Origin of the sequence: Streptomyces sp. NBC_00224, from assembly GCF_041435195.1 — a bacterium.
GTDB lineage: Bacteria > Actinomycetota > Actinomycetes > Streptomycetales > Streptomycetaceae > Streptomyces.
This window is the reverse complement of the sequence record NZ_CP108106.1, coordinates 4,626,823-4,645,137: the sequence shown is the minus strand read 5'-3', so window position 1 is coordinate 4,645,137 and position 18,315 is coordinate 4,626,823. Positions and strand designations below refer to the sequence as shown.

At 71.4% G+C, this 18,315-nt stretch carries 20 protein-coding genes; 8 read left to right on the top strand and 12 right to left on the bottom strand.

Translation table 11 applies throughout. The features are described 5' to 3' along the window. Nucleotides 1-7: 7 nt before the first annotated feature. On the top strand, nt 8-1,195 hold the full coding sequence (dnaJ, locus tag OG965_RS20640; RefSeq protein ID WP_371653565.1) for a molecular chaperone DnaJ: 1,188 nt from the start codon (nt 8-10) through the stop codon (nt 1,193-1,195). A gap of 1 nt (nt 1,196) precedes the next feature. Continuing rightward, complete coding sequence (locus OG965_RS20635) at nt 1,197-1,643, top strand: heat shock protein transcriptional repressor HspR (RefSeq protein ID WP_371653564.1); 447 nt, start codon at nt 1,197-1,199, stop codon at nt 1,641-1,643. An 88-nt stretch (nt 1,644-1,731) separates the two neighbouring features. On the opposite strand, the gene OG965_RS20630 is transcribed toward OG965_RS20635, so the two are convergent. Together OG965_RS20630 and OG965_RS20625 are read right to left on the bottom strand one after the other, a co-directional pair. Further along, a complete protein-coding gene (locus OG965_RS20630) occupies nt 1,732-1,989 on the bottom strand; it encodes a hypothetical protein (RefSeq protein WP_371653563.1) in 258 nt (85 codons plus the stop codon). A 25-nt stretch (nt 1,990-2,014) separates the two neighbouring features. Continuing rightward, nucleotides 2,015-2,455 carry a hypothetical protein gene (locus OG965_RS20625; protein ID WP_371657191.1) on the bottom strand — a complete coding sequence of 147 codons (441 nt, stop codon included), beginning with the start codon at nt 2,453-2,455 and terminating at the stop codon, nt 2,015-2,017. A gap of 127 nt (nt 2,456-2,582) precedes the next feature. Between OG965_RS20625 and OG965_RS20620 the strand changes: the two genes are divergently transcribed. Next, nucleotides 2,583-3,458 carry a sigma-70 family RNA polymerase sigma factor gene (locus tag OG965_RS20620; RefSeq protein WP_371657007.1) on the top strand — a complete coding sequence of 292 codons (876 nt, stop codon included), beginning with the start codon at nt 2,583-2,585 and terminating at the stop codon, nt 3,456-3,458. Between the two features lie 120 nt (nt 3,459-3,578). Here OG965_RS20620 and OG965_RS20615 read toward each other — a convergent pair whose 3' ends face one another. From OG965_RS20615 to OG965_RS20595, 5 genes are all read right to left on the bottom strand, one after another. After that, nucleotides 3,579-4,805 (bottom strand): lactonase family protein, encoded by a 1,227-nt coding sequence (locus OG965_RS20615; RefSeq protein ID WP_371653562.1) that lies wholly within the window; start codon nt 4,803-4,805, stop codon nt 3,579-3,581. 117 nt (nt 4,806-4,922) lie between these two features. Next, a complete protein-coding gene (locus tag OG965_RS20610; RefSeq protein ID WP_371653561.1) occupies nt 4,923-6,353 on the bottom strand; it encodes a hypothetical protein in 1,431 nt (476 codons plus the stop codon). A 3-nt stretch (nt 6,354-6,356) separates the two neighbouring features. Beyond that, entirely contained in the window at nt 6,357-6,821 is a 465-nt protein-coding gene (locus OG965_RS20605; RefSeq protein WP_371653560.1) for a hypothetical protein, read from the bottom strand. 463 nt (nt 6,822-7,284) lie between these two features. Next, nucleotides 7,285-7,470, bottom strand: a complete 186-nt coding sequence (locus tag OG965_RS20600) for a helix-turn-helix domain-containing protein (RefSeq protein WP_371653559.1) — start codon at nt 7,468-7,470, stop codon at nt 7,285-7,287. Beyond that, nucleotides 7,467-8,030, bottom strand: coding sequence for a hypothetical protein (locus tag OG965_RS20595; protein WP_371653558.1), 564 nt, complete (start codon nt 8,028-8,030; stop codon nt 7,467-7,469). The genes OG965_RS20600 and OG965_RS20595 overlap by 4 nt, the downstream gene beginning before the upstream one ends. A 588-nt stretch (nt 8,031-8,618) precedes the next feature. Between OG965_RS20595 and OG965_RS20590 the strand changes: the two genes are divergently transcribed. Continuing rightward, a complete protein-coding gene (locus OG965_RS20590) occupies nt 8,619-8,999 on the top strand; it encodes a helix-turn-helix domain-containing protein (RefSeq protein ID WP_371657006.1) in 381 nt (126 codons plus the stop codon). Nucleotides 9,000-9,012: 13 nt separating this feature from the next. After that, nucleotides 9,013-9,528, top strand: coding sequence for a hypothetical protein (locus OG965_RS20585; RefSeq protein WP_371653557.1), 516 nt, complete (start codon nt 9,013-9,015; stop codon nt 9,526-9,528). Between the two features lie 181 nt (nt 9,529-9,709). Here OG965_RS20585 and OG965_RS20580 read toward each other — a convergent pair whose 3' ends face one another. Both OG965_RS20580 and OG965_RS20575 read right to left on the bottom strand, forming a co-directional pair. Next, nucleotides 9,710-10,207 carry a hypothetical protein gene (locus tag OG965_RS20580; protein ID WP_371653556.1) on the bottom strand — a complete coding sequence of 166 codons (498 nt, stop codon included), beginning with the start codon at nt 10,205-10,207 and terminating at the stop codon, nt 9,710-9,712. Next, on the bottom strand, nt 10,204-11,130 hold the full coding sequence (locus tag OG965_RS20575; protein WP_371653555.1) for a helix-turn-helix transcriptional regulator: 927 nt from the start codon (nt 11,128-11,130) through the stop codon (nt 10,204-10,206). Before OG965_RS20575 ends, OG965_RS20580 begins: the two co-directional genes overlap by 4 nt. 398 nt (nt 11,131-11,528) lie before the next feature. Between OG965_RS20575 and OG965_RS20570 the strand changes: the two genes are divergently transcribed. Continuing rightward, the gene (locus OG965_RS20570) at nt 11,529-11,849 is read left to right on the top strand and encodes a (2Fe-2S)-binding protein (RefSeq protein ID WP_371653554.1); all 321 of its coding nucleotides are present in this window, start codon (nt 11,529-11,531) and stop codon (nt 11,847-11,849) included. A gap of 119 nt (nt 11,850-11,968) precedes the next feature. Here the strand turns inward: OG965_RS20570 and OG965_RS20565 are convergent, their stop codons facing one another. Then, the gene (locus OG965_RS20565; RefSeq protein ID WP_371653553.1) at nt 11,969-12,421 is read right to left on the bottom strand and encodes a pyridoxamine 5'-phosphate oxidase family protein; all 453 of its coding nucleotides are present in this window, start codon (nt 12,419-12,421) and stop codon (nt 11,969-11,971) included. A gap of 114 nt (nt 12,422-12,535) precedes the next feature. On the opposite strand from OG965_RS20565, the gene clpB reads away from it, so the two are divergent. After that, nucleotides 12,536-15,133, top strand: a complete 2,598-nt coding sequence (gene clpB / locus OG965_RS20560; protein WP_371657005.1) for an ATP-dependent chaperone ClpB — start codon at nt 12,536-12,538, stop codon at nt 15,131-15,133. 126 nt (nt 15,134-15,259) lie between these two features. After that, nucleotides 15,260-15,805, top strand: a complete 546-nt coding sequence (locus tag OG965_RS20555) for a YbjN domain-containing protein (protein ID WP_371653552.1) — start codon at nt 15,260-15,262, stop codon at nt 15,803-15,805. Between the two features lie 18 nt (nt 15,806-15,823). On the opposite strand, the gene OG965_RS20550 is transcribed toward OG965_RS20555, so the two are convergent. After that, nucleotides 15,824-16,879 (bottom strand): glycosyltransferase family 39 protein, encoded by a 1,056-nt coding sequence (locus OG965_RS20550; RefSeq protein ID WP_371653551.1) that lies wholly within the window; start codon nt 16,877-16,879, stop codon nt 15,824-15,826. A 181-nt stretch (nt 16,880-17,060) separates the two neighbouring features. Further along, a complete protein-coding gene (locus OG965_RS20545) occupies nt 17,061-18,278 on the bottom strand; it encodes a pyridoxal phosphate-dependent aminotransferase (protein ID WP_371653550.1) in 1,218 nt (405 codons plus the stop codon). Between the last annotated feature and the right edge of the window lie 37 nt (nt 18,279-18,315).

The following is an 18,315-nucleotide window of genomic DNA, read 5'->3' as shown; positions in this document are numbered from 1 at the left end:
GACGTCGATGAGCACGAAGGACTTCGTCGAGAAGGACTACTACAAGGTCCTCGGCGTCCCCAAGGACGCCACCGAGGCCGAGATCAAGAAGGCGTACCGAAAGCTCGCCCGGGAGTTCCACCCGGACGCCAACAAGGGCGACGTCAAGGCGGAGGAGCGCTTCAAGGAGATCTCCGAGGCCAACGACATCCTCGGCGACCCGAAGAAGCGCAAGGAGTACGACGAGGCGCGCGCCCTCTTCGGCAACGGCGGCTTCCGGGCCGGTCCCGGCGCCGGCGGCGGCAGCTTCAATTTCGACCTGGGCGACCTCTTCGGGGGCGCCCAGGGCGGGGCTGCTGGCGGTGGTGGCGGCGGTTTCGGCGGCGGCCTGGGCGACGTGTTCGGCGGCCTCTTCAACCGGGGCGGCGCGGGCACCGGCACCCGGACCCAGCCGCGCCGCGGCCAGGACCTGGAGTCCGAGGTGACGCTCAGCTTCACCGAGGCGGTCGACGGGGCCACGGTCCCGATCCGGCTCTCCAGCCAGGCCCCCTGCAAGGCCTGTTCGGGCACCGGCGACAAAAACGGTACGCCTCGGGTGTGCCCGACGTGCGTCGGCACCGGCCAGGTCTCGCGCGGCACCGGCGGCGGCTTCTCGCTCACCGACCCGTGCGTCGACTGCAAGGGCCGGGGTCTGATCGCCCAGGACCCCTGCGACGTCTGCAAGGGCAGCGGGCGCGCCAAGTCGTCCAGGACCATGCAGGTCCGTATCCCGGCGGGCGTCTTCGACGGCCAGCGGATCCGGCTGCGCGGCAAGGGCGCGGCGGGCGAGCGCGGGGGACCCGCGGGCGACCTCTATGTGGTCGTCCACGTCGACGGCCACCCGGTGTTCGGCCGCAAGGACGACAACCTCACGGTCAGCGTGCCCGTCACCTTCGTGGAGGCGGCGCTCGGCGGCGAGGTGAAGGTGCCCACCCTCGGCGGGCCCCCGGTCACCCTGAAGCTCCCCGCGGGAACGCCCAACGGCCGTACGATGCGGGCCCGCGGCAAGGGCGCGGTCCGCAAGGACGGCTCGCGCGGCGACCTCCTGGTCACCGTGGAGGTCGTGGTGCCCAAGGATCTCGACGACAAGGCGCGCGACGCGCTGGAGGCGTACCGCGAGGCGACTGCGGATCACGATCCGCGGGAAGAACTGTTCCAGGCCGCGAAGGGAGCATGAGATGGACGGCCGACGACGCAATCCGTACGAACTGACCGACGAATCGCCGGTGTACGTCATCTCGGTCGCCGCTCAGCTCTCCGGTCTGCACCCGCAGACCCTCCGGCAGTACGACCGCCTCGGCCTGGTCTCGCCCGACCGCACGGCCGGGCGCGGCCGGCGCTACTCGGCCCGAGACATCGACCTGCTCCGTACGGTGCAGCAGTTGTCGCAGGACGAGGGCATCAACCTGGCCGGCATCAAGCGCATCATCGAGCTGGAGAACCAGGTGGCCGCGCTCCAGCAGCGCGTCGCCGAGCTCTCCACGGCGGTGGACGGGGCGGCGGCCGCGATGCGGCAGCGCGAGGCCCAGGTCCACGCGTCGTACCGGCGCGATCTCGTGCCGTACCAGGACGTGCAGCAGACCAGCGCCCTGGTGGTGTGGCGGCCCAAGCGGCCGCAGGAGTAAGCAGGAGCAACACGCACAAAGGGCCCGCAGCCCCTCACGGGGGCCGCGGGCCCTTTTGTGTGCCGTCAGTCCTTCGGACAAGGGACGTTCAGTGACCCGCGCCCTGCCAGATGCTCACCGCGAGGGCGGCGCAGGAGGTCAGGGCGGCGATCGCGGGCAGCGGCCAGCGGGCGCGCTCCAGGGTGTCCAGGCGGTCGTCGTGCTCGCCGAGGGTCTTGTCGGTCTGGTCGGCGCGCTGGAGGAGCAGCGCCAGGTCGCCCCGGGTGGTGGCGAATCCGACGTCCACCGCGCGCCGCAGCCGTTCGAGCTCGATCGCGACCCCTTCGGCTTGGCCGCTGCTCACCATGACGGCTCCTTCGGTAGATGGCGGATCAGGACCGCGAGGCGGCGGGAGGAGAGCCGGCCGCGGTGCCAGTCCAGGAGGTCCACGCCGTAGTGGCGCAGCAGCGCGGCTTCGAGCGCCTCGGCGTTGTCGTCCACGTACACGCCGAGGCGCAGCCTTCCCCCAGGCCGAGCCCGGTGTCCCGGCCCCAGGACGCGAGGGCGGCCTCGGCGTCGTGCGGCGAGGGGCGGTGGCGGCGCAGCCGCGCGGACTGCCCTTCGCCCAGGAGGAGTTCGAGCGAGGCGCCGAGGTCGTCGCCGCCCAGGGCGCGCAGCCGTCGGGCGGTCTCGCGGGTGAACTCCCGGGGCAGCTCGAAGACCTCGCCGCCCAGCTCGAAGGCCCAGGTGCGGCCGAGCGCTTCCAGGCGCTGGGCGCGGGCCGCGTCGACCCGGGTGACACCGGGTGCGGGTGATGCGGGTGGTACGGCCATGGGACCTCCATCAAATGTCCTGATCTGTAAGGCAGTTGAGAGCTGAATCGGCGTACCCGTGGGGCGGGACAGCGGATACAGTCGGTGTCACCTCTTCGGGTGAGGCAGGGAAGAAGTGACCGCGAACGTGGACGAGGGCGAACGGCTGGCCGAGCGGTTCGAGGCCAACCGCACCCACTTGCGGGCCGTCGCCTACCGGATACTCGGCAACCTCAACGAGGCGGACGACGCCGTCCAGGAGGCGTGGCTGAGGCTCAGCCGCACCGACGCGAGCTGTGTGAAGAACCTCGGCGGCTGGCTCACCACCGTCGTGGGACGGGTGTGCCTGGACATGCTGCGCTCGCGCGACTCACGGCGCGAGCTGCTGTACGACGAGCCCGTGCCGGTCCACCCGCGCGGGCACGAGGAGCCGGGCGACCCCGAGCACGAGGTGCTGCTCGTGGACTCGGTGGGCCTGGCGATGCTGGTCGTCCTGAACGCGCTGGCGCCCGCCGAGCGGATCGCCTTCGTGCTGCACGACATGTTCATGGTGCCGTTCGACGAGATAGCCCCGGTGGTGGGGCGCTCCACGGTCGCCACCCGGCAGCTGGCGAGCCGTGCGCGGCGCCGGGTGCAGGAGTCGGCGCCGGTGCCGGACGCGGATCTGGCCCGCCAGCGGGAGGTCGTCGACGCCTTCTTCGCCGCCTCGCGCGCGGGCGACTTCGACGCGCTGCTCGAACTGCTCGACCCCGATGTGGTGGTGCGGGCCGACCGCGCGACCGTGGAGGTCGGCGCGATGGGCGAGGTGCGCGGGGCACTGGCGGTGGCCGGCACGTTCAACGGACGGGCCCAGACCGCCCAACTCGCCCTGGTGGACGGCACGGTGGGCGCCGTGTGGGCGCCGGGCGGCGAGCTCAAGGTGGTCATCGGGTTCACGCTGGCGGACGGCAGGATCACCGGGATCACGCTCCGGGCCGACCCGGACCGGCTGCGGCGCCTGGACCTGGCGGTGCTGGCGGCCTGAGCGGTTTCGTACGGATCCGTAGGTATGGATCCGTAGGGACAAAGGCGGTCCACGGCCGGCGTTCGCGGGACGGCCGTGGACCACCGCGGGCTTTAGTCAGTGTTCAGCAGGAGGTACGGGTCAGAAGGCGACGATCCCCTCCGATCCGGGGGCCAGACCGCCCGCGCTCGGCGCCAGGACGCCGGGGCTGGTGACCCGCGGCGGGTCGTCGGCCACGCCGAAGCCCTTGAGCGTGGTCAGACCGGCGTTGGCCTCGATCCGGTAGGCGCTGATGGACATCTTGTCGCAGTACGGCGTCCCCTCGACGTAGGTGGGCAGCCGCGGGTCCGCGATCTTCTCGTCGATCCCGGCGGTCAGCACGTACAGGTACAGGCCGTCGTTGGTGATGGCCATGTCCTGGGTCGCGTGCGAGTTGCGGGTGACGGCGAGGTGGCCGTCCGCAGGGAAGAGGCTGATCGCGCCCTGCTCGTCGATGCGGAAGCCGCCGATCGAACCGCTCTGGGCGTTCGCCACGTAGATGACGCTCGGGTCCAGGGTGCTGTTCGCCGTCCAGCAGGTGGTGAGTTCGGTGGTGGTCACCGAGCCGCTGATCACCTGGAGGGTGCCGTCGCGGTTGACCCGGTAGGTGGACATGGAGCCGAAGAAGCCGGGGGCGCCGATGATCTCGGCCACCATCAGCACGTCGCCGTGGAAGGTGGCGGTGAACGGGGCGAGGCCGTTGGACTGGTTGCGCACCGGCTCGCCCGCGCGGCCGTACGCGTCGACGGGGAAGACGTCGATGATGTTCGTCTGCCGCTCGGTGACGATCAACTGGGTGCCGTCGGGCGTGAACTGGATCTGCGACGGGCCCGCCGCCGCGCCGCCGATCAGGGGTTTGCGGGAGCCGTCGACCGGGGTGAGCGAGCCGTCGTCACCGATGTGGAAGCCGGAGATCGAGCCGTCGGTGGCGTTGACGGCGTACAGGAGGTTGCCGTGCACGGTCAGGCTGACCGGGCGGACGCCGCCGGTGGCGACCCGGCTGACCAGCCGCAGCCGCTCGCCCTCGATGGCGAGGGAGGAGACCTCGTTGCTGCCGGAGTCGACGCCGAACAGGAACCGCTGGTCCTCGCCGGCGATCAGCGAGCCCTGCGAGACCAGCGGGTCGGAGGTGTCCTCCAGGTCGTAGCTGCGGCCGACGCCGAGGCCGCCGGTCGGGTAGGTGCCCTTGCGGGTCAGATTGCCGTAGACGTCACGGGTGAACACCGTCACCGAGTTGCCGGTCTCCTGGTTGCTCATCACATAGACGAAGCCGCCGCGCCGGGGCGGGGGCGGGTTGTCGCCGGGGTGTCCGGATCCGAGCTCGGTCACCGCATCAACAGTCTCGTTTGTCTCCACAGTTGTTTCCACAGTGATTTCCTTTTCCGTGCCGGATTTCCTGGAATGCGGCCTGCGGCCGCGGGTCAGCAAGTTCATCGCCGGGGCGGGTCAGGCCGCCGGACCGGCCGCGCGCGAGGCCCGCAGGCCGTGCGTGGCGATGTCGTTGGCGATGTCGAGGCCGAGCCGGACACCGCCGATGTTCAGACTCAGATCCATGTCGCCGGAGGCGTTCGGGACCCAGCCGTCGTAGTTCCAGTGCACGCCGAGGAATACCCGGCTGAGGCTGTTCTCCCTGATCATTTCCCAGAGGCCGCCGGGGAAGGTGCGGACCACCCGGGTCCGGGCGATGCCATTGGGGTCGGCATTGGTGCCGTTGAGTTCGTCGGAGACGAATTCCAGACCGGCGGCCAGATTGTCAGGACCGTAATTCCCCTGGTGGTAGAAGTGCCGCACCGACTGGAAGGCGGCCGCCCCGAAGGTGGCGTGGCCCGAGGGGTACGACGGGAAGTTCGGCGTCCGGTTGACCTTGCCGCCGGGGTTGTTGGTGTTGGGCGCGCCCAGCGGCAGCCACTCGGGGTCGGCGTCCGTGCCCAGGGCCGCCGTGCCGGTGCCGGCCGGGCCCGAGGAGGCGTCCTGCTCGCGGATGCCGACGACCGGGCGCCACAGGTCGTAGTGGTACTTGTCGAACCAGGCCAGGATGCCCGCGTCCGCCATGGCCGTGTTGAGCAGGGCGAACAGCCGGGCGTTCTTGCCGGTGTCGTTGTGCTGCGCCTCCGCGATCTTCCGGACGATCTGGTTGTAGAAGCGGGGCGGTGTGCCCAGGCCGACGACCCCGTCGTACGCCCAGAACATGCCCGCGGTGGTCTCCTGCTGGGTGCGGCGGCTTGCCCGCAGGTCCTCCGGCAGCGCACCCGTCAGATGCGTCGCGATGCCCTTGGCGCGCACCTGGCGCAGCCCCGCCCGGTACTTCGGGGTGCCCGGCCGCGGCGGGGCGTCCAGGTGGTGGCGGGTGGTCGCCGCGAACAGGTGGGAGCGGGCGCCGTAGAACGCGGCGTACGCGCCCTGGCCCGGGTCGACCGGGTCGGGCCGGTGGTGCAGCCGGTCGACCGAGTAGACGTAGCCGTCGTCGCCGAGGCCGGGGTCGTTCCTGCGCAGCGACTGGAGCACCCCGGCGACCCGCAGGCCGAAGGCGTGGCCGTCGCTGGTCCCCTGGCCCGCGGGGAGCCCGGCGGCCCGGTGCTGGGCGTTGAAGTAGTCCTTCTGGGTCGGGTAGAGCACGCTGAGGGTGGCGTGCGCGGCGGCGGCGATGGCCGCGTCGGAGGAGGCGCCGACCGGGGCCTGGGGCAGCGAGCCGCCCAGGTAGCAGTCGTGGCCGGGGTGGATGCCGAAGTAGGCGTCGTGCATGGCGAGATGGGTCATCGCCAGCGCCCGGGAGGCGCCGCAGGGGCCCCGGGTGCCGGCCTCGGCGGGGGCGCCCGTGGTGTGGGCCGTGCGGTCGGCCTCCAGGGCGACCGCGTTCCAGAACAGGATCTGATCCACTGGTTAGTTTCCTTTCGGGATGCCCTCCGGCGTGCTGTGGGTGACGCCGGCCGGGCTGTCGTCCAGCGCTTGCTGGCGGACGGTCAGAGCACTGCCGCGGACCGTGGTGGCGATGACGAGCCCGGCGGCGAGCAGGATCACGTCCTTGAGGACGTACTGGCCTTCGAGGGTGGGCATGTGGTGCGGCCCGCCGAACACCCGCCCGGGCAGCAGGAGCACCGGGCTGAGGATGCCGACGAGGTGGACCAGGAGAAGGGCGACCGTCGGGCGCATCCACCGCCCGGTGAGAAGCAGCAGCCCGATGGAGCACTCCAGCGTGGCGACGCAGTCCATCGCCGCTCTCCCGGACACCACGCCCGGCACCAGGCCCGCCGTCAGCCGGTGCAGCGTGGCGACGACGAGCCCTTGGGCCGGACTCAGATCCGGGAAGTATTTGAGAATGCCGAAACCGAGCATTACCGCGCCCATGCTGAGGCGCAGGAAGGTAAGGCTGTGCCCGACCAGCCATGCGTGAATTCGGGCCTCTGCGCTGTCCGTTCGCGTCTTTCTCGCCGTCCTCGCCATTTCGGGCTCCCTTTGGCGTGAATTGCTCGAATGAGAGCGCAAAAGGTAGCCATGCGGGCGAGGTGCGTCGACGGTGTGCGGGGTGTACGGGTGGTTAATGCGCCAGGGCGTGCAACTGCGGCGTTCCGCCGTTGGATTGGCGGAATGTGATCTTCGCGGCAGGAAGTGCCAACACGAGGCGCCAACGCGAAGCGGCAGACCCGTCGCCCGGTATACGGGCGCAGCTCTGCCGCTGCATCAAGTGTGATCCATGGCCGCCGATTGTGCAACCAGACTTTCTCCGGGGGCATTTGGGGCCGGTGCGCCCGCACGGAAAATGGCCCCACCCTGGGACGGGTGAGGCCATGGGGGATTATGGAAAGGATCTTTATTCGATCTCTTCGCGATGTACGGAACGCTCCGCCGCGAAAACGTCCTCAAGCCGGTAGAGCAGCCTGCGCCCCTGGCGGCCCGCGGATCTGAGATGTCCCAGCTGGACCCACTTGCGAATCGTCGAGGGCGAGACGGCGACTTCGGCGGCGGCGAGGTCGCCGGAGACCAGACACGTGCTCACGAAGCCTCCCCCGGGGCCGAATCCCCTGGGGCCGTCTCCACCACATGGCGGCAGACGGGGTTCACGCAGAGCACGGCGCCGCGCTCCGGGAAGATGCGCAGCGACACCGAGTCGCACGCGGGGCAGCGCCCGTCGAGCCGGATCATCTGCTCCGGGTCCCCGAGTTCGCGGGCGCAGCGCCGGGCCATGCGCCGGGTCTCCTCCGTCAGGTGCTCGGCGAGGTCGGGCAACTCCCTTACGCGGTCCAGGAGTCCGGCGATGCGGCGCAGCCGGGCCACCACCGGGGCCGGGGCCGCCGGGCGCAGGCCGAGCCGCTCCCGTACCGCCTCCTCCAGTTCGACCACGCCGTCGGTGATGTCCCGTACGGCGTCGGAGATGTGCAGCCGGATCGGGGCGGTGGTGGAGCGCGCGGCCCCGCCGCCGGGCCGTTCGCGCAGGCCCGTGGGGGACGGGGCCAGTTCCGCGAGGAGGTCGGGGAACCGGCGGGCCAGCGACTCCAGCCACACCGCACCGGCGTCCGCGCTCGTGGGGTTCACCGTGCCCGTGCCCTCGGTCCTCATCGCCCCGCCTGCCGGGAGGCGTGTGCCGTGGTCCGTTTGACCTCGCGGCCGTTGCGCCAGAGCCGTCCGCCGCTCACCCCGTCGAAGAAGGTGTGCGCGGGGTCGACGACCACCTCGCACTCCCGACGGATGGGGCACTGGTTGCATGCTCGCAATACCGGTTCGGCTTCGGAGGGAACGCGGGCGAATACGGAGCGTTGCGGGAGGTTTGCGCAGGCGGCGGCCCTGCGCCAGTCGAGGTCGTCCGCCGATCGGGATAAGTCCGAGGTCAAGGGCGTCTTTGGAGCGGTCATGTGTGCGGGCACGTGCAAACCCCTCCCCACGTATGGGAACACGAGTTCGGCAAATTGCGAACGCGTGATCAGGGTGACACGGTGCGTGCGCGTACGCAAGCGAACTCTGCGTGCGAGCGCGCACCTACTGTCGCGCGAGTGCGCCAGGAGTACGCTGTTCCCCGCGACGAGGGAGAGCGACCACATGGGTTCGAGCGCACGGGCCGGCGCCCGCAACGAGCAGGGCTACCGCGGCGACGGCGGCCGGAGCCACGCGGCCGGGCTCGAAGAGTTCGCCACCTGGATCGAGCGCCTGATGCGGCTGCGTCACTACGACATCGACAGCCCGCGCGGCGGCGGCAAGTCGAAGCTCGCGGACGACGCCGGGGTCCACCGGGCCGCCGTGAGCAGGCTGTTGCAGCGCCAGAGCATGCCGGACCTGGAGACCATGCGCAGACTGGCGGCCGTGCTCGGCGTACCGCTGCGGGACATGCTCATCCGGTCCGGGCGGCTCTCCGAGGACGATCTGCCGATTGCCGTGACCCGGGGCGGGCAGGACGTGGATGGCCCTCAGCTCAGCCCCGAGGAGGCCGCCCGCCGCATGGGGGTGCCTCCCGAACTGCGGGAGCTCTTCGTACGCGTGACGAAGGCGTTCCTGCCGGAGAGCGGCGAGGGGGCCGGCAGCCCGGGGGTGTGAAGGGGGGGCGGGGATGGCGGACGACGACGGATCAGGGGCCGAACAGGACGGGCTGGCCCAGCTGTTGGGCGGCCTGCTGATCGAGCTGGGCGAGAAGGTCCGGCGCGCCGGCCTCGACGGCATACGTGTCCTCACCGACGAGGAGCTCCAGCACGAGCAGCTCCGCTGGTTCCGGGAGGGCTGGGAGGAGCACGCCCGCGTCAGCCGCCGGGCGGCCGCGGCCGAGCCCGCCGGTGACTGGGGCGGCGACGGTACGCAGCGGACGGGGCGCCCACCGGAGGGGGACGCGTACCCCGGTGGCGACGGCGGGCGGGACGCGGCCGGGCATCCCGAGGCCGGTCAAACACCCGCGCCCGGGCGGCTGTTGCAGTTCCCCCAGTCCCCCGACGGCCGCCCCGCGCACCCCCTGCCGATCGTCGGCACCGGCGAGGCGCGCGGCAAGGACCTGATGCCGCACCGCCCGCGCGGGCGCCAGCGGGGCCGAGCCGCGGACGACGACGAGCCACCGGGCAGCCACCCGCACGTGTAGGGGGCCCGGGGTTTGTCTGCGGACCGTCTGTGGCTGGTCGCGCAGTTCCCCGCGCCCCTAAGTGCGCCCCTGCGGGGCGATCCCCGTGGCAACCCCGGCGGGCCCAACCTCCTAGGGGCGCGGGGAACTGCGCGACCAGCCCCCACCGAGCCGCAGCCAAAGTCACCGCCCACCGAACCGCTCAGTTCAGCAGGTCCGCCACGATCTCCGTCGCCGTCATCCACATCGGCTGCGCCCCCGTGCCGAACCCGGCGGCCAGCGCGTACCCCATCGACACATCGAGCGGCAGCACCTTCGCACCGTCGTGCCAGTCCGCCTCCACGCGTCCGTCCCCGTCGCACATCAGGGTGCCGAGCCGCCGCCCGTCCCGCACGAGCCGGCTGCCCGCGATGGAGTCGGGCGCCAGCCGGTACTTCGCCGTGCCGCAGCGGACGTCCACCCGGTAGGAGCGCCGGGTCAGGCGCCCCTTGGCGATCGAGATACGGGCCGGCTCGCCGTCCACGGCCAGCGTGAGCAGACCGGCGTCGCGGGTGCCGACGGGCGTGTGGTCGTTCGCCTTCCCGCCGGTGCGGCGCAGCGCGACGGCGGGAAGGCCCTCACCGGAGACCGTGACGGTGCCCGCGTCGGCGTCGAACTCGACGACAGGCTCCTCCGGTGCGACGTCGGGCAACGCGTTCAACTGTCCTGCTCCAGGATTCCGGACTGGGCGATGAGATAGCCGAGCTGGGCGCGGCTGCCGCTGCCGAGAGCGGCGTTCAGCTTGGCGATGTGCGCGCGGCAGGTACGTACGTTCATACCGAGCCGGCGTGCGATCGAGTCGTCCACGTGCCCCTCCACCAGGAGCTTGGCGATGGAGCGCTGGACGCCCGTGATGCCCTCCGCCTTCTGGGCGTACGGGACTTCCTCCTCCCACGGCACCGCGTGCAGCCAGAACTGGTCGAAGACGCCGACCAGATACTGCACCAGGCCCTCGTGCCGCAGTTCGAGCGCGACCCGGCGGTCGCTGCGCGCGGGGATGAAGGCGACCCGGCGGTCCACGATGATCAGCCGGTCGATGATCTCTTCCAGCGTGCGGACCTCAAGGCCGTACGGCGCGATGCGCTCCACATATCCGATCGTCGCGGAGTGGTGGCGGGAGGTGTGCTGATAGAGGGTGCGCATGTCGACGCCCCGGTCGAGCAGCGGCTGGACCCGGCGCAGGCCCGACTCCAGGGTCTCGGGTCTGCGCCCGCTGCCGGGCTGGATGGTGAGCAGCTCCTTGGTGCACTCGTCGATGACGCGGTCCAGCGTCGCGTTGATGAGTTCGAGTCCCTCAAGGACCGTGATCGCATGGGTGCTTGCCGCGTCTTCGCTGGTGATGGCCATGAATGGCTCGAAGGTGCTGGCCAGCGACATCGACAGCTTCCTGCGCTCCTGGATCTCGCGTTCGAGCGGCTGCACGAGCTGGTTCAGGACGACGGAGGGAGGGACCGGCCGCAGCTGCTCCGCGTCCTCCGCATCGGGCCGCAGCAGCGCGAGATCGATGAGACAGGGAGCGGCCTGGGCTTCCGTGCGAGTTATTCCGCCGGTACGCAACGCGGTGCCGTAGAGGGTCTTGCCCATCTCGCACAGGTCTGTAGGGCCATGACTATGTCCGAAGTGCCCCTGATACAACCGGATTACACCCCCCTCATACTCCTGAATTACAGGAACATGATGCCTGGCCTCGCTGGTGGAAGCGCTCAGAGTGAGCCATCGTCTTATGCGCGGGGGGAGGGAATGATCATAAAGAGGTGGAGATCGGCCATGAGCAGGATGGTTCGAGCACTCAGCGCTATAGCCGTTGTCACGGCTGCTCTTTGCGCTCTCGCCGCGAGTGGGGAACCCACGTGGGAGAGCAAGCCGTCCCACGGAACCGTAGCGGCTCCGGGAGAGCCCACCTGGGAGCACAAGCCGGTGACGCGGGTCCTGGCTTCTCCGGGTGAGCCCACCTGGGAGGTCGCGCCCGGGGGTGTCGGCGCATGAGCCTCCCTCCGGACGACCGGGTCTTCCGGCGCGAGATGGCCACGGCCTACCGCTCGGGGTGGCACTTCATCGACCTCGTCACGGCTATTCCGCACGGTGGCGATTCGTTGATGGTCACCCTGTTCGGCGAGCCGATCCTGGTCGCTCGCGAGGACGACGAGGACGTCCGTGCCTACCGGTGCCTCCGCCGGCCACGAGGGGCGCCGCAGCCGATTCGCTGTGCCGTGCGGTACGGCATGGTGTTCGTCAATCTGGATCAGCGTGACCACGAACTGTTCGACCCCGAGTCATCTACCGCCACCCCCCGCAGCGCCTGAAGCGATTCCCCCGTCGTTGTAAATCGCTCAGGCGCTTCCCCCACACAGCGGCGCCATCGTGGACCTGAACACGGTGGCGCCGCTGTGCTGCGCGCGCACGCGCGCGACGGCATCCGCGCTCAGCCCTTGCCCATCGCCCGCTCCAGGACGATCTCGATCAGCACCCGGTCCGGGTTCTCGCGCGGCACCCGCCCGTACCGCTCGGCGTACCGCGCCACCGCCTCGGCGATCGGCCCCGGCTCCGTCACCACGTACGCCCGGCCCTCAAGAGTGGCCCAGCGGCGCCCGTCCACCTGGCAGATCGCCACCCGCGCCCCCTCCGCCCCGGCGGCCCGCACGTTCGCGACCTTCTTGCTCGACTTGTTGGCGATAACCCGCGCGATCCCGGCCTCCGGGTCGTAGGTGACCCCCACCGGCACCAGGTGCGGGCTGCCGTCCGGGCGCGGGGTCGTCAGCGTGCACAAGTGCCGCTCGCGCCAGAAGCTGAGGTAGGCCGGATCGGGCTGCCGGGGGTCCAGCGGGGTACGGGTGCGGGTGGCCGGGGCGGCGGCCGGCTCCGTGGTCGTGGTCATGCGCGGAAACCTACGCCGAACCCGGTCCCCGCACCTTGAGCGGAATCGGCTCAACTTTATGTACGCTGGATGAGTCATGTAGTGGGGACCTACGCCGAGGAGGAGAGACCGCACGTGGACGCCGAGCTGACCAACAAGAGCCGGGACGCGATCAACGCGGCCAGTAACCGGGCCGTGTCCGACGGACACCCGGACCTGACGCCCGCGCATCTGCTCCTCGCCCTCCTCATGGGCGAGGAGAACGAGAACATCGTCGACCTGCTGGCGGCGGTCGACGCCGACCAGGCTGCCGTACGGTCGGGGGCGGAGCGGCTGCTCGCCGCGCTGCCCAGCGTGACCGGGTCCACGGTCGCCCCGCCCCAGCCCGACCGCGAACTGCTGGCCGTCATCGCCGACGCCGCGCGGCGCGCCAAGGAACTGGGCGACGACTTCCTCTCCACCGAGCACCTGCTCATCGGCCTCGCCGCCAAGGGCGGCCGGACCGGCGAGCTGCTCGACCGGCAGGGCGCGACCGCGAAGAAGCTCCTTGAGGCATTCGAGACAGTACGAGGAGGACGGCGGGTGACAACCCCCGACCCCGAGGGCCAGTACAAGGCCCTGGAGAAGTTCGGCACGGACTTCACGGCCGCGGCCCGCGAGGGCAAGCTCGACCCGGTCATCGGCCGGGACCAGGAGATCCGCCGGGTCGTGCAGGTGCTCTCCCGGCGCACCAAGAACAACCCGGTGCTCATCGGTGAGCCCGGCGTCGGCAAGACCGCCGTCGTGGAGGGCCTGGCCCAGCGGATCGTGAAGGGCGACGTCCCCGAGTCCCTGAAGAACAAGCGGCTCGTCTCGCTGGACCTCGGCGCGATGGTGGCGGGGGCGAAGTACCGGGGCGAGTTCGAGGAGCGACTCAAGACCGTCCTCTCCGAGATCAAGGCGAGCGACGGCCAGATCGTCACGTTCATCGACGAGCTGCACACGGTCGTCGGCGCGGGCGCCGGCGGCGACTCGGCCATGGACGCGGGCAACATGCTCAAGCCGATGCTGGCCCGGGGCGAGCTGCGGATGGTCGGCGCGACGACGCTCGACGAGTACCGCGAGCGCATCGAGAAGGACCCCGCCCTGGAGCGCCGCTTCCAGCAGGTCCTGGTCGCGGAGCCCACGGTCGAGGACACCATCGCGATCCTGCGCGGCCTCAAGGGCCGGTACGAGGCGCACCACAAGGTGCAGATCGCGGACAGCGCACTCGTGGCGGCCGCGACCCTGTCCGACCGCTACATCACCTCCCGCTTCCTGCCCGACAAGGCGATCGACCTGGTCGACGAGGCCGCCTCGCGCCTGCGCATGGAGATCGACTCCTCCCCCGTGGAGATCGACGAGCTCCAGCGGGCCGTCGACCGGCTGCGCATGGAGGAGCTGGCCCTCTCCAAGGAGACGGACGCGGCGAGCAAGGAGCGCCTGGAGAAGATCCGCCGCGACCTCGCCGACAAGGAGGAGGAGCTGCGCGGCCTCACCGCCCGCTGGGAGAAGGAGAAGGAGGGCCTGAACCGCGTCGGTGAGCTCAAGGAGCGCCTCGACGACCTGCGCGGCCAGGCCGAGCGCGCCCAGCGCGACGGCGACTTCGACACCGCCTCCAAGCTGCTGTACGGGGAGATCCCGACCCTGGAGCGCGAGCTGGAGGAGGCGTCCGAGGCCGAGCAGGAGGCCTCGAAGGACACCATGGTCAAGGACGAGGTCGGCCCGGACGACATCGCGGACGTGGTCGGCGCCTGGACCGGCATCCCCGCGGGCCGCCTCCTGGAGGGCGAGACGCAGAAGCTGCTGCGCATGGAGGACGAGCTGGGCCGCCGGCTGATCGGCCAGGGCGAGGCGGTCCGCGCGGTCTCGGACGCGGTCCGCCGCACCCGGGCGGGCATCGCGGACCCCGACCGCCCCACCGGCTCCTTCCTCTTCCTGGGCCCGACGGGCGTGGGCAAGACGGAACTGGCCAAAGCGCTGGCCGATTTCCTCTTCGACGACGAGCGGGCGATGGTCCGCATCGACATGTCGGAGTACGGCGAGAAGCACAGCGTGGCCCGCCTGGTCGGCGCCCCGCCCGGGTACGTGGGGTACGAGGAGGGCGGCCAGCTCACCGAGGCGGTCCGCCGCCGCCCGTACAGCGTGGTCCTGCTCGACGAGGTCGAGAAGGCGCACCCGGAGGTCTTCGACGTCCTCCTCCAGGTCCTCGACGACGGCCGCCTCACCGACGGCCAGGGCCGCACGGTCGACTTCCGCAACACGATCCTGGTCCTGACGTCGAACCTGGGCAGCCAGTACCTGGTAGAGCCGCTGACCAGCGAAGAAGAGAAGAAGCGACAGGTTCTGGAGATGGTCCGGGCCTCCTTCAAGCCCGAATTCCTGAACCGCCTGGACGACCTGGTGGTCTTCTCGGCGCTCACCAAGGACGAGCTGGCCCACATCGCGGAGCTCCAGATCGCCCGCCTGGCCAAGCGCCTGGCCGAACGCCGCCTCACCCTGGAGGTCACCCCCGAGGCCCTGGCCTGGCTGGCCGAGGAGGGCAACGACCCGGCCTACGGCGCCCGCCCCCTGCGCCGCCTCATCCAGACCGCCATCGGCGACCGCCTCGCCAAGGAGATCCTGGCGGGCGAGGTCAAGGACGGCGACACGGTCCGCGTCGACCGGTTCGGGGAAGGGCTGATCGTGGGCGCGGCGACCGGAAAGACCCTCTAGGACACGCCCCGAACCGGCCCGCGCGCCGGGATTCGGTCAGCCGTCAGCGGATACCCGTGGCGGGGGTTGCCAGCCCCCGCCCGGCATGGGAGAGGATGACCGGAACCGTACGAAGGAAGATTCACGATGAGCATCGACCCGTCCTCGATTCCGAATTTCGGGGCTCAGCCCGGCCCGCAGCCCACCGGTGGACCGGCCGGGCCCGTCGTACCCGACCAGGATCTGGTCAAGCAGCTCCTGGAGCAGATGGAGCTCAAGTACGTCGTGGACGACGAGGGCGACCTCGCCGCGCCGTGGGAGGAGTTCCGCACGTACTTCATGTTCCGTGGCGAGGACGACCAGCAGGTCTTCTCGGTGCGGACCTTCTACGACCGCCCGCACAGCATCGACGACAAGCTCGCGCTGCTGGAGACGATCGACGACTGGAACCGCCGCACCCTGTGGCCCAAGGTCTACACGCACACCCACGACGACGGCGCCGTCCGCCTCATCGGTGAGGCGCAGATGCTGATCGGCACCGGCGTCGCCCTGGAGCACTTCGTGTCGTCGACCGTCAGCTGGGTCCGCGCGTCGATCGAGTTCGACAAGTGGCTCGTGGAGCAGCTCGGCCTGGAGAAGGACGCCGAGGAGGCCGAGGGCGACGAGGGCGACGCCCCCGGCGACGACGCCTGACGCACGGCGCTCACCGCCTCACAGCGCCATCGGGGCCAGCGTCAGCAGATACGCCCCGTACGCGAACGAAAGCCCGGCCAGGGCCGCGGTCACCGTGACCGCCGCCCTCGGCCGGGCTTTCGCCAGCGCGGCCGCCAGCGGCAGCAGCAGCGGGAACGCGGGCAGCAGGAACCTCGGCTTGGACTCGAAGAACCCCGCGCCGCCGACCGTGATCAGGACCAGCACCGCCGTGTAGACGAGCACGGGCAGGGGCGGGCGCTCCAGCAGGAACAGGGCGAACAGGAGCAGCGCCGCCGCCGTGATCAGGAACGCCATCGTGTAGCCGAGGTCGAACGGCCCCGTCGCCAGCTTCCGTACGAAGCGCAGCGACCCCCGGCCGAAGTCGAACCTCGACGTCCAGCCGGCCTGGACCGCGAAGTAGCCGCGCAGCGGATCACCTCTTCGGGCGCCGACCGACAGGACGTACCCGCACCAGCCGAGCGGCGCCGCCAGCCCCGCCGCCCACACCCGCCAGTCCCGCCGTACGCCCCGCCCGCCGCGCCACAGCGCCGCCGCGGCCGCCACCGTGACCGCCGCGGCCACCGCGACCGCGTTCGGCCGCGAGAGGCCCGCCAGGGCCGCCAGCGCGCCCGCCCACAGCCAGCGCCGCTCCAGGAGCGCCCACAGCGACCAGGCGGCCAGCGCCGTCATCACCGGCTCGGTGTACGCCATCGACAGCACGATGGAGTGCGGCAGCAGGCCCCACAGCAGGACGAGGGCCGTTGCCGTGCGGCGGCCCGCCAGGCGCTCGCCGACCGCGTAGATCCCCCAGGCCGCCGCGGCCGCCGCCGTCCAGGAGACCAGCAGCCCGGCCGTGCCGCCCGCCACCGGCAGGAACGTCGTCACCGCCCGCAGCAGGCTCGGGTAGAGGGGGAAGAACGCCAGGTCGCTCTGGACCGCCCCGCCCGGCCAGTACAGCGTCCGCCCGTAGCCGTTCGCCGCGATCTTGATGTACCAGTCGGCGTCCCACGTCGTCGCGAGCAGCGCGCGCGGCGAGCGCCCCAGATGCCAGGCCCACCCCGCCAGGCACAGCATCCCGGTGAGCCGGACGGCGGCGAACAGCCCGAGCGCGGGCGCCGCCCGGCGCAGCGCGGTCAGCCGGTGCGGTGTGGACAGGGCGGCGCCGGACCGGCGTACGAGGGCGGTGATCTCGGCGGACAGGGTGCACCTCCGGGCGCGCGCGTAGTCGGTCCCGCGGGCCTGCCGGCCTGCGGGCTCAGCCCGCGAGCGCCTTCAGCCGGGAGACGGCCTCTTCGAGCACACTCTCCCTCTTGCAGAAGGCAAATCGGACGAAAGGCGCGCCCGCGTCCCGGTGGTCGTAGAAGACGGCGTTGGGAATCGCCACCACCCCGCAGCGCTCCGGCAGCGCCCGGCAGAAGGCGAAGCCGTCGCCGCCGTGCGAGAGCTCCTCGCCCAGCGGGCGGATGTCGGTGGTGATGAAGTACGTGCCCGCCGGGCGGTACACCGCGAAGCCCGCCGCCGCCAGGCCCTCGCTCAGCAGGTCGCGCTTGCCGCGCAGCTCGTCGCGCATCCCGTCGGTGAACGAGTCCGGCAGCCGCAGCGCCTCGGCGACCGCGTACTGGAAGGGCCCGGAGGCCACGTACGTAAGGAACTGCTTGGCCGAGCGGACGGCCGCGACCAGCTCGGGCGCGCCGGTGGCCCAGCCGACCTTCCAGCCGGTGAACGAGAACGTCTTGCCCGCCGAGCCGATCGTCAGCGTGCGCCCGCGCATCCCCGGCAGCGTCGCCAGCGGCACGTGCTCGCCGTCGAAGACCAGGTGCTCGTACACCTCGTCGGTCACCACCAGCAGGTCCCGCTCGCACGCCAGCTCCGCCACCGCCGTCAGCTCCGCGCGCGTGAGCACGGTTCCGGTGGGGTTGTGCGGGGTGTTGAGCAGGATGAGGCGGGTGCGCGGGGTGACGGCGGCGCGCAGCTCGTCGAGGTCGAGCACGAAGCGCCGCTGCCCGCCTTCGCCGGTCTCGGGGCGCAGCGTCACCGGGACGCGGGTGCCGCCCGCCATGGCGATGCAGGCCGCGTACGAGTCGTAGTACGGCTCCAGGGCCATCACCTCGTCCCCCGGCTCCACCAGGGCGAGCAGCGCGGCCGCGATCGCCTCGGTGGCGCCCGCCGTCACCAGCACCTCGCGGTCGGGGTCGAGCGCGAGCCCGTAGCGCCGCAGCTGGTGGTCCGCGATCGCGGTGCGCAGCTCGGGCACGCCCGGGCCCGGCGGGTACTGGTTGCCCCGCCCGTCGCGCAGGGCCCGCACGGCGGCCTCGCGCACCTCCTCGGGGCCGTCGGTGTCGGGGAAGCCCTGGCCGAGGTTGATGGCTCCGGTGGACGCCGCGAGGGCGGACATCTCGGCGAAGATCGTCGTCCCGAACTCGGCGAGGCGGCGGTTGAGGAGAGGGCGCGCGCTGGAGGTCATGGCCGCCATCCTGCGCGGAACCTCTGGAGTTGCTCAAGTCTGCTTT